General features: G+C 46.8%; 15 protein-coding genes. 9 read left to right on the forward strand and 6 right to left on the reverse strand.

The window, feature by feature from the left end:
- Positions 1–3: 3 nt before the first annotated feature.
- Complete coding sequence (locus tag AACU28_RS23245; protein ID WP_102453154.1) at positions 4–1,134, forward strand: 5-(carboxyamino)imidazole ribonucleotide synthase; 1,131 nt, start codon at positions 4–6, stop codon at positions 1,132–1,134.
- An 86-nt stretch (positions 1,135–1,220) separates the two neighbouring features.
- Here AACU28_RS23245 and AACU28_RS23250 read toward each other — a convergent pair whose 3' ends face one another.
- From AACU28_RS23250 to AACU28_RS23265, 4 genes are read right to left on the reverse strand one after another with little or no spacing between them, the layout of a single operon-like run.
- Positions 1,221–1,790, reverse strand: coding sequence for a DNA topoisomerase family protein (locus AACU28_RS23250; RefSeq protein WP_017080840.1), 570 nt, complete (start codon positions 1,788–1,790; stop codon positions 1,221–1,223).
- A gap of 12 nt (positions 1,791–1,802) precedes the next feature.
- A complete protein-coding gene (locus tag AACU28_RS23255; protein WP_004735774.1) occupies positions 1,803–2,279 on the reverse strand; it encodes a DUF494 family protein in 477 nt (158 codons plus the stop codon).
- A 3-nt stretch (positions 2,280–2,282) separates the two neighbouring features.
- On the reverse strand, positions 2,283–3,395 hold the full coding sequence (gene dprA / locus AACU28_RS23260; RefSeq protein ID WP_121603646.1) for a DNA-processing protein DprA: 1,113 nt from the start codon (positions 3,393–3,395) through the stop codon (positions 2,283–2,285).
- Positions 3,392–4,483, reverse strand: coding sequence for a LysM peptidoglycan-binding domain-containing protein (locus AACU28_RS23265; protein WP_121603647.1), 1,092 nt, complete (start codon positions 4,481–4,483; stop codon positions 3,392–3,394). Before AACU28_RS23265 ends, dprA begins: the two co-directional genes overlap by 4 nt.
- A gap of 140 nt (positions 4,484–4,623) precedes the next feature.
- Between AACU28_RS23265 and def the strand changes: the two genes are divergently transcribed.
- The 6 genes from def (at position 4,624) to AACU28_RS23295 (ending at position 11,197) form a co-directional block, all read left to right on the forward strand.
- On the forward strand, positions 4,624–5,136 hold the full coding sequence (gene def / locus AACU28_RS23270) for a peptide deformylase (RefSeq protein ID WP_004735769.1): 513 nt from the start codon (positions 4,624–4,626) through the stop codon (positions 5,134–5,136).
- 38 nt (positions 5,137–5,174) lie between these two features.
- Positions 5,175–6,140, forward strand: coding sequence for a methionyl-tRNA formyltransferase (fmt, locus tag AACU28_RS23275; RefSeq protein ID WP_121603648.1), 966 nt, complete (start codon positions 5,175–5,177; stop codon positions 6,138–6,140).
- A 119-nt stretch (positions 6,141–6,259) separates the two neighbouring features.
- A complete protein-coding gene (gene rsmB / locus AACU28_RS23280; RefSeq protein WP_017077320.1) occupies positions 6,260–7,540 on the forward strand; it encodes a 16S rRNA (cytosine(967)-C(5))-methyltransferase RsmB in 1,281 nt (426 codons plus the stop codon).
- Positions 7,541–7,649: 109 nt separating this feature from the next.
- On the forward strand, positions 7,650–9,026 hold the full coding sequence (gene trkA / locus AACU28_RS23285) for a Trk system potassium transporter TrkA (RefSeq protein ID WP_004735766.1): 1,377 nt from the start codon (positions 7,650–7,652) through the stop codon (positions 9,024–9,026).
- Positions 9,027–9,121: 95 nt separating this feature from the next.
- Entirely contained in the window at positions 9,122–10,567 is a 1,446-nt protein-coding gene (locus AACU28_RS23290) for a TrkH family potassium uptake protein (RefSeq protein ID WP_004735765.1), read from the forward strand.
- A gap of 27 nt (positions 10,568–10,594) precedes the next feature.
- Positions 10,595–11,197, forward strand: a complete 603-nt coding sequence (locus tag AACU28_RS23295) for a DUF3157 family protein (protein WP_004735764.1) — start codon at positions 10,595–10,597, stop codon at positions 11,195–11,197.
- Here AACU28_RS23295 and trhA read toward each other — a convergent pair.
- The gene (trhA, locus tag AACU28_RS23300) at positions 11,194–11,847 is read right to left on the reverse strand and encodes a PAQR family membrane homeostasis protein TrhA (protein ID WP_004735763.1); all 654 of its coding nucleotides are present in this window, start codon (positions 11,845–11,847) and stop codon (positions 11,194–11,196) included. The two genes, AACU28_RS23295 and trhA, sit on opposite strands and share 4 nt — an antisense overlap.
- A 108-nt stretch (positions 11,848–11,955) precedes the next feature.
- Positions 11,956–12,747 (reverse strand): sporulation protein, encoded by a 792-nt coding sequence (locus AACU28_RS23305; protein ID WP_029222403.1) that lies wholly within the window; start codon positions 12,745–12,747, stop codon positions 11,956–11,958.
- Positions 12,748–13,030: 283 nt separating this feature from the next.
- On the opposite strand from AACU28_RS23305, the gene AACU28_RS23310 reads away from it, so the two are divergent.
- Positions 13,031–13,198, forward strand: a complete 168-nt coding sequence (locus AACU28_RS23310; RefSeq protein WP_004735761.1) for a hypothetical protein — start codon at positions 13,031–13,033, stop codon at positions 13,196–13,198.
- Between the two features lie 131 nt (positions 13,199–13,329).
- The gene (locus tag AACU28_RS23315) at positions 13,330–13,593 is read left to right on the forward strand and encodes a YihD family protein (protein ID WP_004735759.1); all 264 of its coding nucleotides are present in this window, start codon (positions 13,330–13,332) and stop codon (positions 13,591–13,593) included.
- Positions 13,594–13,840 lie beyond the last annotated feature (247 nt).

Raw genomic sequence — 13,840 nt, forward strand, 5'->3', positions numbered from 1 at the left:
CCCATGCATGTTCTTGTGTTAGGCGCGGGCCAACTTGCTCGCATGATGTCCCTAGCTGGGGCGCCGCTGAATATTGAAATTTCTGCTTTTGATGTTGGCAGCAAAAATATTGTTCACCCATTAACGCAAGCGATTCTAGGCAACGGCTTAGACAATGCGATTGAGCGTGCGGACGTCATTACTGCTGAATTCGAACATATCCCTCACGATGTTCTTGAGGTATGTGAGCGCAGCGGTAAGTTCTTACCGACAACAGAAGCAATCAAAGCTGGCGGTGACCGTCGCCTTGAAAAAGCCCTGTTAGACGAAGCAAGCGTGAAAAATGCTAAGTACTACGAGATTAACTCTCGCGAAGACTTTGACGCTGCGATCGCTCACGTTGGCTTACCAATGGTATTGAAGAGCACACTTGGCGGCTACGATGGCAAAGGTCAATGGCGCTTAAAAACATTAGACAATGTTGACGCGACTTGGGCAGAAATGGCCGAGTGCATCGCCGCAACAGACAACCAAGCCATTGTGGCTGAAGAGTTCGTTCCGTTTGATCGCGAAGTATCACTGGTTGGTGCTCGTGGCGCTAATGGCGAGATTCAAGTGTACCCACTGGCTGAAAATGTTCACACCGACGGCGTGTTGAGCTTATCGACAGCGATTGATGACATTGAACTGCAAGAGCAAGCGAAAACCATGTTCACCGCTGTTGCAGAACGTTTGGATTACGTTGGCGTGCTAGCGTTAGAGTTCTTTGATGTTAAAGGTTCACTGCTGGTTAACGAAATTGCACCACGTGTTCATAACTCTGGCCACTGGACACAGCAAGGCGCTGAAACTTGTCAGTTTGAGAACCACCTACGTGCTGTGTGCGGTATGCCACTAGGCAGTACTAAACTGATTCGCCCAACCGCAATGATCAATATTCTTGGTGAAGATACCCTACCTGAGGCTATTCTGGCTCAAGGTGGCTGTCATGTTCATTGGTATGGCAAAGAGAAGCGTGCAGGTCGTAAGATGGGTCACATTAACGTGAGCGCTGACTACAACGCAGAGCTGCAAAGAGCGTTGTGCTCATTGGCTGATATTCTTGATAAGCAAGCCTACCCTGCTGTGCATGAGTTTGCTGAGCAGATGAAGTAAGCCTACATTGGTTTATTGATATAAAAAGTTTATTGGATATAGAAACGGCGCTCATTGGGCGCCGTTTTTTTGTCTATAACATCAGGTTATTGAGATTGAATGTGATGACACTTGCGATCAGCACATTGCTTCTTAGTACCACTGGCCGTTTTCTTCTCCAGTAGCAGCGGGAATTGGCACTGTTCACAACGACCTATAACAGGTGGCTGATTAACGGCGAACTTACACTTAGGGTAGTTATCACACGCATAGAAGGTTTTGCCATAGCGAGATTTACGCTCAACCAAATGGCCTCTGCCACACTCAGGACAAGCAACAAGTGGCTGCTCTTCAGGTTGTTCTTTTGGTTGGTCCAAAGATTCGATGTGATTACACGTTGGGTAGCTGCTACAACCAATGAACATACCAAAGCGACCTTGCCTTAATACCAATTCGTTTTGGCATTTAGGGCACGGTACACCCAGCTCTTTCACTACGTGGCCATCGTTCTGATGCAGAGGCTTGATGTAATCACAGCTAGGATACTGCTTACAGCCTAAAAATGGGCCGTGCTTACCATGGCGAAGCTGAAGCTCTCCACCACACTGTGGACATGGTTCATGCTCTAATGCATGTTCATGTGCTGAAAAAAGCTGATTATCAATCTTACTACTCATGACAAGCCTGTATTAATGCAAGATACCTTGCTCTTTGGTGTACAACAGCTCTTCCATTTGCGTGTAAGCACTTTCATTACCCGGCACATTAAATAGCACCATTAAGATAATCCATTTCAGATCATCCAATTCAAATTCGCTCGTCTCAAGCCCCATCACACGATCAATCACCATTTCACGAATCTCTGTCGTGAGTACATTGATCTGTTCAAGGAACAATAAGAAACCTCGGCACTCCATATTAATACGTGAAATCTCTCGACTGGTATAAATACGCATCGAGGTATTGGAACACATAGTAATCGCCGCTTGATTCTCAGTATCTTGCAATGCCGCAAGATCTTCTAACCAATGGAGGGCCTTATAAATATCATCTTGGTGAAACCCTGCTCGAAGAAGCTCATCTTCCAGCTCATCTTGATCCACCTGCAATTCAGAATCGCTATGGATGTAGGTTTCAAACAAGTACATCAGTATGTCCATCATCATAGCTTAGCCTCTCCCCTTTCGAATATAGCCACCGGAAACTGCAACAACATGCCCTGAGAGCTCAAGCTCTAAAAGCTGCATCATGACCTCATGCACAGGTATATGGGTTCTCTGTGCCAAAATATCAACGGGTGTCGCCTCTAACCCTACGTTAGCTAACAGCTGTGGAAATGGCAATTGTTCATTTTCCCCCATACTGGGCGTAGGTTCGAACAAGCTGGGTTGCTGATCGATAGACCAGTCTAACAGACTCTTTATTTCAATCAGAACATCTTGTGCACTCTGTACCAAGCATGCTCCAGCTTTGATTAAGCTATTACCTCCTCGACTGGTTGGGTTATGAATAGAGCCAGGAAGCGCAAACACCTCTCGGCCTTGCTCCATGGCATAGCGAGCTGTAATCAAAGAACCACTCTTCTCAGCCGCTTCAACCACCAAGGTTCCGAGCGATAACCCACTTATAATACGGTTACGGCGAGGGAAATGTTCAGGTCGTGGTTTGGCACTTGGGCGAAACTCTGAAATCAACGCACCATTTTCACAGATCCTATCGGCTAAATTTCTGTGTCGCGCAGGATAAATGGAATCCAATCCAGAACCCAATACAGCAAAAGTTTCCCCTCCTTTATCTAGAGCACCATCATGAGCATAGCCATCGATACCGAGCGCTAAGCCACTGGTGACAATCAAACCGTTTTGGACGAACTCTTTGGCGAAGGACTTCGCGGTTTGCAACCCTTCGAGACTGGCATTACGACTGCCGACCATAGCGATTTGAGGCTCAATCAGTTTTTCAACGTGACCTTTAACGAAAAGCACGCTTGGCGCGGAGGCGGTCTCATTCAGCAGTTTGGGATAATGCGAGCAATTCGGGGTAATGATGTGATGGTTGGGTTGTCTTGCTTGCCACTCTAGGCAAGCCTCCACTTCTCTTGGGGCTTGCTCTCTTAAATAGGAGATTTGCTTAGCTGACAAGCCAATCGCTTGCAGTTGCTGGCTTGAGTAGCCAACAATATTAAAAGGAGAATCAATGCTCAGCAGTCGAGAAAGTCGCTTGCCACCCAATTGCGGTACAAAACTTAGAGTTAGCCAAGCGCTCAGTTGTTGCTCATTCACTCGGTGCCCTTAAGCTCTTCCGTCAAAGCAAGGTCCAAAGGCGATACCGCCAAAATGTCATTACTTACAGGCTTAGAGCTCTGAGTGATCAAGGCCAAGCTAAAATACTCATAAGGACGAATGACCATCAAACTACCAAGTGAGGTACTTGGCAGCTGCACCTTATCGCTCGCCGCAGACTCTTTGTAGCTGTATTCACCTTGCTTACCAAACACCACAGCGCCGCTTTCACTGAGCGTAAACATAGAGCCTTGGCGAAGATTGTCCTGTGAGCCTTTATTAATAACGATCACTTGATTCTTTGCACTGTATTGGCTGCCATCTAATGAACCCAAGATATTAGCAAACTGCCCCGCAGCACTAGGCGCTGGATAAAATGTGGTTGAGAGCTTCACCTGATCAACGCCAAGTTCAGGTAACACGAGGTCATTAAGTAACACCTCTTGCAGTTGAGTCTCTATCTGTAAACTACTGAACTCAGCATCCACCTCTTTCAAGCGCGCCGTGGCGACCAAACGCAAAGAGGTAATACTCGCTTGAGGTTGTTGCCTTTGATAAGTCTCGACGGCACGGTAGATACCCCATTTTTGATGCTGCTGGTTTCCCGAAATAAACAATCGGTCTTCACCCGATAAGAAGCGTTTGCCATCACTGGTCCCTAACACTCGTTGCGCTGACTGGATATCTTGCTGCTCAACCAAGCGGTCAGATTGTAGATACGGTAGAACAAGCCCCTCATTCACGGTAGGTACTGCTTTCTTCTCTGATACACGAATCTTAGGGCTTAGCTTTATTACGGGTTTGAGGCTCAACACAGGCTCGCCATTAATCCAAACTAGAGACAATTTATCTCCAGGGTAAATAAGGTGAGGGTTTTCTATTTCAGGGTTTACCTGCCATAGCCTTGGCCACAACCAAGGGCTATCGAGATACATCGCGGAAATATCCCATAAGGTATCCCCCTTAACCACCACATACGCCTCGGGTGCGCCTTGTTTAATGGTTAAAGGTTGCTCACTATTTTCAGCCATAACGGCGAACGAAAGCGAGGCACAAATAAGAGAAAAAGTGGGAGAAAAATGACGCATGACCTAGGTTCCTTGGTCTGAATATATGACATCTGATTAGAGAATTAACTTCAGGATGCTGTCATTTGACCTCTAAAATGTCTAGAATTGAGCCAACAAGGTTTAAGCTGTTTCGGCACAGTTCAATATTTCGAGTGTATATGTCTGTATTACAAGTATTAACATTACCAGATGATCGTCTACGTACCGTGGCGAAACCGGTAAAAGAAGTTACCCCAGAGATTCAAAAGTTCGTTGATGACATGATTGAAACCATGTACGACGAAGAAGGTATCGGCCTTGCGGCAACGCAAGTAGATTTCCACCAGCGCATCGTTGTTATCGACATTTCAGAAACACGTGACGAGCCTATGGTTCTGATCAACCCTGAAATTACCGACAAACGTGGCGAAGATGGTATCGAAGAAGGCTGTCTATCTGTACCAGGCGCTCGAGCTCTAGTCCCTCGCGCTGCAGAAGTAACGGTTAAAGCATTAGACCGTGAAGGCAACGAATTCACATTCGACGCTGACGACCTTCTGGCTATCTGTGTTCAGCACGAACTTGACCACCTAGAAGGCAAGTTGTTTGTTGATTACCTATCGCCACTAAAGCGCAAACGTATTCAAGATAAGCTAGCGAAGATTAAACGTTTCAACGAGAAACAAGGTTAATAACCGCTGCTATTACTAAATTAAGAAGGAAGTCTACCTTGAGTCAATCTTTAAGAATTGTCTTCGCAGGTACTCCGGATTTCGCCGCCCGTCATTTGGCGGCGTTGTTGTCTTCGGAGCATGAAGTTATTGCTGTTTACACACAGCCAGATCGTCCAGCAGGCCGCGGTAAAAAACTGACTGCGAGCCCAGTAAAAAACATCGCACTTGAAAACAATATTCCGGTTTACCAACCAGAAAACTTCAAGTCAGATGAAGCTAAGCAAGAGCTAGCAGATTTGAATGCTGACATCATGGTTGTTGTCGCTTACGGCTTGCTTCTTCCACAAGCTGTATTAGATACGCCTCGCTTGGGTTGTATCAACGTGCATGGTTCAATCCTGCCACGCTGGCGTGGTGCTGCTCCGATCCAACGCTCTATCTGGGCGGGCGATAAAGAGACTGGCGTAACGATCATGCAGATGGATATCGGCCTAGATACCGGTGATATGTTAAGTATCGCGACGCTACCAATCGAAGCAACAGACACCAGCGCGTCAATGTACGAGAAGTTGGCAGGCCTTGGTCCTGATGCGCTTGTTGAGTGTTTAGCTGACATCGCTTCTGGTAAAGCCGTTGCTGAGAAGCAAGACGACGAACTTGCTAACTACGCGAAGAAGCTGAGCAAAGACGAAGCGAAGATTGACTGGAATGACAGTGCAGAACACATCGAACGTTGTGTGCGCGCTTTCAACCCATGGCCAATGAGCCACTTTGCGGTTGTTGATAGCAGCTCGAATGATGAAAAAAGCATTAAAGTTTGGCAGACACGTGTTGATCAAGAATCAACGTCTGCGCCAGCTGGTTCAATCATCAAAGCAGATAAAACGGGTATTTATGTTGCGACTGGCGACAAAGTACTGGTTTTGGAACAACTGCAAGTTCCAGGTAAAAAAGCCATGTCAGTTCAAGACATCTTGAACTCACGTGCAAGCTGGTTTGAAGTTGGTACTCAACTTTCTTAACCGCTTTAAAGCTACTCAATATGCACTTAAAAATGTGTAGCTTGTAAAAACACAGTTTAGAAAACCTTTACGAGGGCAGAGATGCCCTCATGTATTCAAATAAATATTCGGTACCCCTCATGAATGTTCGCGCTGCTGCTGCAAATGTCCTATTCCAAGTTGTCGATAAAGGCCACTCTCTTTCACACGCTCTCCCTGCGGCTCAAAAAACGATCCGTCCGCGAGACCATGCTCTACTGCAAGAGATTTGCTACGGCGCACTTCGTTACCTGCCTCGCTTAGAGTCAATCGCTAACGAACTGATGGAAAACTCGCTTAAAGGTAAAAAGCGCGTCTTCCATCACCTGATCCTAGTAGGCATTTATCAGTTGGGCTTTATGCGAATTCCTTCGCATGCCGCCGTTGCTGAAACAGTTGAAGCAACCAAAACACTGCGTGGCCCAAGCCTCAGTGGTTTGATCAATGCCGTACTTCGCAGCTATCTGCGCGATCAAGAAGAACTAGACGAGAAAGCCGTTAGCCACAATGCTGGCAAATACAGCCATCCAAGCTGGATTCTAAAAATGCTTCAAGAGAGCTACCCAGATCAGTGGGAGCAATTGGTTGAAGCAAACAATAACAAGGCACCAATGTGGCTGCGCGTAAACCGCCAACACCACACTCGTGACGAGTATGTTGAACTGCTTAAAAACGAAAACATTGAATACACACTGCACCCTGAAGCAGCTGATGCCATAAAATTAGCCTCACCTTGTGACGTTACTTTGCTTCCTGGCTTCGACAGAGGCTGGGTATCGGTGCAAGATGCTGCAGCTCAGCTTTCCGTTGATTTCCTAACACCAAAAGATGGTGAGCTAATTCTAGATTGCTGCGCAGCACCTGGTGGTAAAACTGCACACATTCTTGAACATACTCAAGACACTGAAGTGGTTGCAATCGACAGTGATATTAAACGCCTAGACCGCGTTTACGATAACCTTGAACGCCTACAACTACGTGCCGACGTAATCTGTGGTGATGCTCGCTACCCTGAAGAGTGGTGGACGGGCAGTCAGTTTGACCGCATCCTACTTGATGCTCCATGTTCAGCGACGGGTGTAATCCGCCGTCACCCTGACATTAAGTGGCTACGCCGTGCATCTGATATTGATGCACTAGCAGAGCTGCAAAGTGAGATCTTGGATGCAATGTGGCGCCAGCTAAAAGAAGGCGGCACCATGGTTTATGCGACATGTTCTATCACGCCGCAAGAAAACGTGCTGCAAGTGAAAGCCTTCTTAGAGCGTACCGAGAACGCAACGCTGGTTGGGTCTGATATCGAAAAACCGGGTCGTCAAATACTGCCTGGTGAAGAAGATATGGATGGCTTCTACTACGCAGTTCTAGTAAAACAGGCATAACAACTAACAGCGGCTAAGAATTTATTTCTTAGCCGCTGTTTCTTTCTAGTGCATTATCAAAGCAAAATGAGATCACTAGAATTACAACGGCAAAAATAAGAGAAAGGCTATGAAGATCATTATTCTAGGTGCTGGACAAGTTGGCGGTACCCTTGCTGAAAACCTAGTAGGTGAAAACAATGACATCACGATCGTCGACCGTAATGCCGACCGACTTCGTGAACTTCAGGACAAATACGACCTTAGGGTTGTAAACGGTTATGCCAGCCACCCGAACACACTACGTGAAGCGGGCGCGCAAGATGCCGACATGTTGGTTGCCGTAACCAACATGGATGAAACCAACATGGCCGCATGTCAGGTTGCCTTCTCTCTGTTTAACACGCCAAACCGTATTGCTCGTATTCGTTCTCCTCAATACCTAGAAGAGAAAGAAGCACTCTTCAAATCAGGGGCGATTCCGGTTGATCATTTAATTGCCCCAGAAGAACTCGTCACCAGCTACATCGAGCGCCTGATTCAATACCCTGGTGCATTGCAGGTTGTGAGCTTTGCTGAACAGAAGGTTAGCCTAGTCGCGGTAAAAGCCTACTACGGTGGCCCACTGGTCGGTAACGCACTGTCTGCTTTGCGTGAGCACATGCCGCACATTGATACTCGTGTTGCCGCTATCTTCCGTCAAGGTCGCCCTATTCGCCCACAAGGCACTACCATCATTGAAGCCGATGATGAGGTTTTCTTTGTGGCTGCGAGTAACCATATCCGCTCAGTGATGAGTGAGCTTCAGCGCTTAGAGAAGCCGTATCGTCGCATCATGATTGTTGGCGGTGGTAACATTGGTGCAAGCTTGGCAAAACGCCTTGAGCAAAGCTATAGCATTAAACTTATCGAGCGCAGCTACACTCGCGCCGAGAAGCTATCTGAAGAATTAGAAAACACCATCGTATTCTGTGGTGACGCAGCCGACCAAGAACTGCTGACCGAAGAGAATATCGATCAGGTGGATGTGTTCATCGCTCTAACCAATGAAGATGAAACCAACATCATGTCAGCGATGCTGGCGAAGCGAATGGGTGCCAAGAAAGTAATGGTGCTGATTCAGCGTGGCGCTTATGTCGACCTTGTTCAGGGTGGCGTGATTGATATTGCGATATCTCCACAGCAAGCGACGATTTCTGCGCTGCTTACTCACGTTCGTCGTGCTGATATTGTTAACGTATCCTCTCTACGTCGCGGTGCTGCTGAGGCGATTGAAGCCATTGCTCACGGTGACGAGACCACATCTAAAGTCGTTGGCCGAGCTATTGGCGACATCAAACTGCCACCGGGCACCACTATTGGTGCGATTGTTCGCGGAGAAGAGGTGCTTATCGCGCACGATAGAACCGTAATCGAACAGGATGACCACGTAGTGATGTTCCTAGTGGACAAGAAATACGTACCGGATGTTGAGTCTCTATTCCAACCGAGCCCGTTCTTCTTATAGCCTTGTTCTCGTGAGCTTCTTCTCGCAACTTTCTTTTGTGAGAACGGCGCTCCGGCACAAAGCTGTAATCAATTAAAGCTATGGTCTATTAAGCTATGGTCAACTTTCGTCCGATATTATTAGTGATAGGGTTAGTGTTATCAAAACTCGCCCTTTTCATGTACATCCCCACATTGGTTGCCTTTTTTACTGGCACCGGTGGCTTCCTCGAGTTTGGTCAATCGGTAGTGATCACGCACATTGTGGCGTTCATCTGCTTGAGCTTGGGCCGCTCCGCTAAGTTCCGACTTGGGGTGCGGGACATGTTCCTTATCACCTCTTTGGTTTGGACAATTGCCAGCGCCTTTGCCGCCCTGCCCTTTGTCTTCATTAACCACATCAGCTTTACGGACGCCTACTTCGAAACCATGTCAGGTATCACCACGACAGGCTCAACCGTATTAAGCGGCTTAGACAGCATGGCACCAAGCATTCTGTTGTGGCGTTCTATACTGCAATGGTTAGGCGGCATCGGCTTTATCGTTATGGCGGTAGCAGTTCTACCAATGCTCAACGTTGGTGGTATGCGCCTGTTCCAAACCGAATCATCCGATTGGTCAGATAAAAGCAGCCCACGAGCAAAAACCGTCGCGAAGAACATCGTAGCGGTTTATCTGGTTCTGACTGGTTTATGCATCATTAGCTATTTGCTTGCAGGCATGGGCATCTTTGACGCGATCAATCATGCGTTCACAACACTGTCGACGGGGGGTTACTCAACCTCAGATGGCTCGATGAACCACTTCTCTAACAGTGCTCACTGGGTGGGAACACTGTTCATGTTCCTTGGTGGACTGCCGTTCTTACTGTTTGTTAGCGCACTGCGAGGCCGAAAACTCTCGATCCTCTACAAAGACGCGCAAGTAAGAGGTTTCACGTACCTGTTCTTGTTCACCAGCGCCGTAATATCAACATGGTTGGTGGTTAGAGATGGCTACACTGTTATGGATGCGATGCGTGTTTCGATGTTCAACATTGTGTCAGTCGTCACCACAACTGGTTTTGGCTTAGAAGACTTCACCGCCTGGGGTGCACTGCCAACCACCTTGTTTGCATTCCTAATGATGGCGGGCGCTTGCTCGGGTTCAACCTCTGGCGGTATTAAAATCTTCCGTTTCCAGATTGCGATGACCATGCTCCACAAACAAATGATGAAGCTAATTCACCCATCAGGCGTGTTTGTTCAACGTTACAATCAGCGACCTGTGAATGACGATATTGTGCGTTCACTCGTGGCATTTGGTTTGATGTTCTTTATCACGATTATCTTAATTGCAGGCGGCTTGAGCGCGATGGGGCTTGATCCTGTAACCAGTATATCTGGCGCTATCACAGCCGTTGCCAACGTGGGCCCAGGCATGGGTAGTGTGATCGGTCCAACCGGGAACTTTGCTCCACTGCCAGACGCCGCTAAATGGTTGCTAAGTTTAGGAATGCTAATGGGACGACTCGAGATACTGACGCTCATTGTTCTATTTTTCCCAGCCTTTTGGCGACGCTAACCAAGCAAAAAAATCAAGGAAACACAGATGAAATCATACGTACTTCTCGCTGGCGTATTGCTCGCAAACTCAGTATTCGTAAGTTCTGCCTTTGCTGATCAAATGGTCACATTGCCTGATGGCAAGCAAGTGTTACTAAAAGACGATTTTACTTGGCAGTATATGGCAGAAAAGAAAACAGAAGAAACAACAACGACAGAGATAACTTCAGCGGTAGCGACGGCGTCAGTCGCAGCAGTACCCGTAGTCGCTGTCCCAGTTGCAACGAGTACGCGTGGTACTACGATTGTGGTTAATAGTAAAAAGCCAAGCTTGCAACTGTCTCAATCAGGAGTGGATGTCGTATTAGGCGCGAGCCGCTATGAAGGTGGTGAGCTTATCATTCCGACAGCCATCACCAACCAAGGCACTCAAGCTGTCATTTTGGTATCACTTAACATCAGCGTATTTACCGCAGAAGGTGAGTTACTGGCACAACAAGAAGTCGCAGTCTGGAAATCAATCAAACGAATGGCCGACACTTACCTGCGACCAAAGACAGCTGAAGAAGGTAAGTTGATAGAACTCGACCTAGCAGAGCACCCTGAATATCAGATTAAAGCCGAGATTATCGAAGTCGTTGCCCGCTAAACCGGTGTCACGAACAGGTAGATAGCGAAGAAATGGCAAGCGCAGCCCGCCAACACAAACAAGTGCCAGATGGCATGGTTATAAGGGATGCGTTTTGCCACATAGAAAATCACACCCAGCGAGTAAATCACCCCGCCAACCGCCAGTAACACCAAACCACCTATATCGATGTTCATCGCTAATTGATAAACAACAATCAAAGATAGCCAACCCATCGCTAAGTAAATGAACAGCGATAAGCGCTTGAATCGGTAAACAAAGGCAATCTTCATGATGATGCCCACCAGCGCAATCCCCCAGATCACCGCCATCAAGCCCATCGCTAATGGGGTTCTTAAGCCCACCAAAAGAAACGGCGTGTAACTGCCCGCGATCAGCAAATAAATCGCACAGTGATCGAGCGTTTTGAGTAAGCGCTTGGTTTTCTCAGTGGTGATCGAGTGGTACAACGTGGACGCAAGAAAGAGCAGAATAATACTGCTGCCATACACCGCCATACTGGCAACAGTAAGCATGTCGGCTTGGTAATCAAACGCACGAATCAGTAACAGGATCAGGCCCACTACGCCAAGTACGACGCCCAAACCATGGGTTATCGCATTAGCGCGCTCTTCGATGTCACTGTATTCGCTGGCTGATGATGCAGACATGGGTATCCTACTAGAGTAAATGTTCGATTGACCCAGTATTACACATTAAGCTTACACGTGTAAGCTTAAATTTTTATGACAAAATGACTTATAAAATGTGTGATTCAGCTAAGACGCGTTTTCTAAATACTCGACCACCATCTTACCGGCGTCTTCTGGTGAGGTATCAAGCGGGACACTCAATTGGCGCTGTAGCTGACCAATTCCCAGCAAACTCGCCAACATACCTTTGGCACCATCGCGATTGCGGTCTATCTCAAACCACAACTTAAGTTCGGTCTCACCACGATGAGCAACAACCTCAAGCTCACGCCAGCGACCATGATAAGGGCCAGTAGTCGGCACAAACTCAAACTCTTGGACAAACGGCAGTTCAAAGCCATCCACCGCTTCACATTCCACTTGGCGTATCCGCAGTCCTTGAGCTTCAAGCTCGTTAAAGATGCCGTCGAGGAGTGCATCAGGACGAACCGTTAAGGTGTCTTTATCCGATGGGTCAATCGCCATCGCAATATCCAACCCGGTTTCCAGCCACACCTTTGAATCACCAATCGTGACTGGTGTATTCAGCGGTACATCAAACTCACATTCAAAGTCACGGGTTTCTCCCGGCTGAATCACAAAGGCATACGGCAGGCTCCATTTAGCCAACGAGTACGTCTGGTGCATTCGGCGTTTATGACCGCCCTCTTGCCTTTGCGAGTTCATGGTGACTTCTTTGACGTAACGACAGCACAAGTTGAGATCGATGTTGTCAATTTCTTGTGGCTGAGCGCCACCATAGACATGCACAATAATGCTCGCCTTCTTGCCTGGGTAAAGCACTTCCTGTTGCAATACAGAATCCACTTTGGCAGATCCAATACCAAAACTAGCTAACGTTTTCTTTAAGAACGACATATGCACCTCCTTTAAAGCATCATCTTAAGCCTGAAAGAGGTTCAAACTCAAATATACTGCTCACACTATTTTAGCTCTAATATCGTTTAATTATCACTCAGGCGTCGATCGATAACTTAGATAGTGATAATCTAAGCCTTGATATGCATGCATATCATTATCCTGATTTATTTTTCGGATTGGCGAAAGCCAGACGAGTGACTCTTCAAGTAATTGAAGCGAAGCTCATGATAAGTCAGGCCATTAGATTGGCAATGGATATGCCTGACCGTTAGGTAAATTAATGCGCCCAACAGCTGTCAGGTTCTCGCACACCAACCGTAGTGCGATGCGTCGTCGTAGTGGCTTTGTTGCTGCTCCAACGGCTAAGAAATTGGCTCCTACAATGACTCTCGTTCAGAAGACTGCTTTATTAGCACCGACTGCAACAAAAGTAATTAAAGCCGCTTAACGAAAAGCGCAGTTTTTACTGCGCTTTTTTCTTGCCCGGTCCCATCTTGAAATGCCTTTACACATTGGTATTCCCTACCCGATTTGATACCTTAACCACAAATCATTATAAAATTTGTGGAGAAGTAAAGTATGAAGTGTCACCGCATTGAGGAACTGCTTGAACTGATGGAGCCAGAGTGGCAGAAAGATCAAGAGCTTAACCTATTAGAGTTCATCATTAAGCTATCAAACGAAGCAGGCTACCAAGGCAAGCTAGAAGAGCTGACTGACGATGTTCTTATCTACCATCTAAAAATGCGTAACAGCGAAAAAGATGAAATGATCCCAGGTCTTAAAAAAGACCAAGAAGATGATTTCAAAACGGCAATTCTAAAAGCGCGTGGCCTTCTTTAATCGCCTATTTGGTTAGAACTCAATTGCCGTATAGATAAAACAATCAATTTCGAAAAGCGACCACTCGGTCGCTTTTTTGTTTCTGTTCGCTATTTTTTCGTCACAACTGTTATGACTTTTGTTGTTAAAGGTTGATAGCGTTAAAGAAATGAGAACAAGATTGTCGTTATAATCGCCATCCATAAGAATCTTCTAAAATAATAAGAGTGAGTGCGATACCAACAAATGCACCAAGCTCAATTTCTAC

This window comes from Vibrio sp. SBT000027, assembly GCF_963894355.1.
In the GTDB taxonomy this organism is placed as follows: Bacteria; Pseudomonadota; Gammaproteobacteria; order Enterobacterales; family Vibrionaceae; genus Vibrio; species Vibrio splendidus.

Bases quoted from the DNA above. Each gene is read 5' to 3' on its own strand.
- AACU28_RS23245 (WP_102453154.1), top strand. From the start codon at position 4: ATGCATGTTCTTGTGTTAGGCGCGGGCCAACTTGCTCGCATGATGTCC.
- AACU28_RS23250 (WP_017080840.1), bottom strand. From the start codon at position 1,790: ATGAGTAGTAAGATTGATAATCAGCTTTTTTCAGCACATGAACATGCA.
- AACU28_RS23255 (WP_004735774.1), bottom strand. From the start codon at position 2,279: ATGATGATGGACATACTGATGTACTTGTTTGAAACCTACATCCATAGC.
- AACU28_RS23265 (WP_121603647.1), bottom strand. From the start codon at position 4,483: ATGCGTCATTTTTCTCCCACTTTTTCTCTTATTTGTGCCTCGCTTTCG.
- def (WP_004735769.1), top strand. From the start codon at position 4,624: ATGTCTGTATTACAAGTATTAACATTACCAGATGATCGTCTACGTACC.
- rsmB (WP_017077320.1), top strand. From the start codon at position 6,260: ATGAATGTTCGCGCTGCTGCTGCAAATGTCCTATTCCAAGTTGTCGAT.
- trkA (WP_004735766.1), top strand. From the start codon at position 7,650: ATGAAGATCATTATTCTAGGTGCTGGACAAGTTGGCGGTACCCTTGCT.
- AACU28_RS23290 (WP_004735765.1), top strand. From the start codon at position 9,122: ATGGTCAACTTTCGTCCGATATTATTAGTGATAGGGTTAGTGTTATCA.
- AACU28_RS23295 (WP_004735764.1), top strand. From the start codon at position 10,595: ATGAAATCATACGTACTTCTCGCTGGCGTATTGCTCGCAAACTCAGTA.
- trhA (WP_004735763.1), bottom strand. From the start codon at position 11,847: ATGTCTGCATCATCAGCCAGCGAATACAGTGACATCGAAGAGCGCGCT.
- AACU28_RS23305 (WP_029222403.1), bottom strand. From the start codon at position 12,747: ATGTCGTTCTTAAAGAAAACGTTAGCTAGTTTTGGTATTGGATCTGCC.
- AACU28_RS23310 (WP_004735761.1), top strand. From the start codon at position 13,031: ATGCGCCCAACAGCTGTCAGGTTCTCGCACACCAACCGTAGTGCGATG.
- AACU28_RS23315 (WP_004735759.1), top strand. From the start codon at position 13,330: ATGAAGTGTCACCGCATTGAGGAACTGCTTGAACTGATGGAGCCAGAG.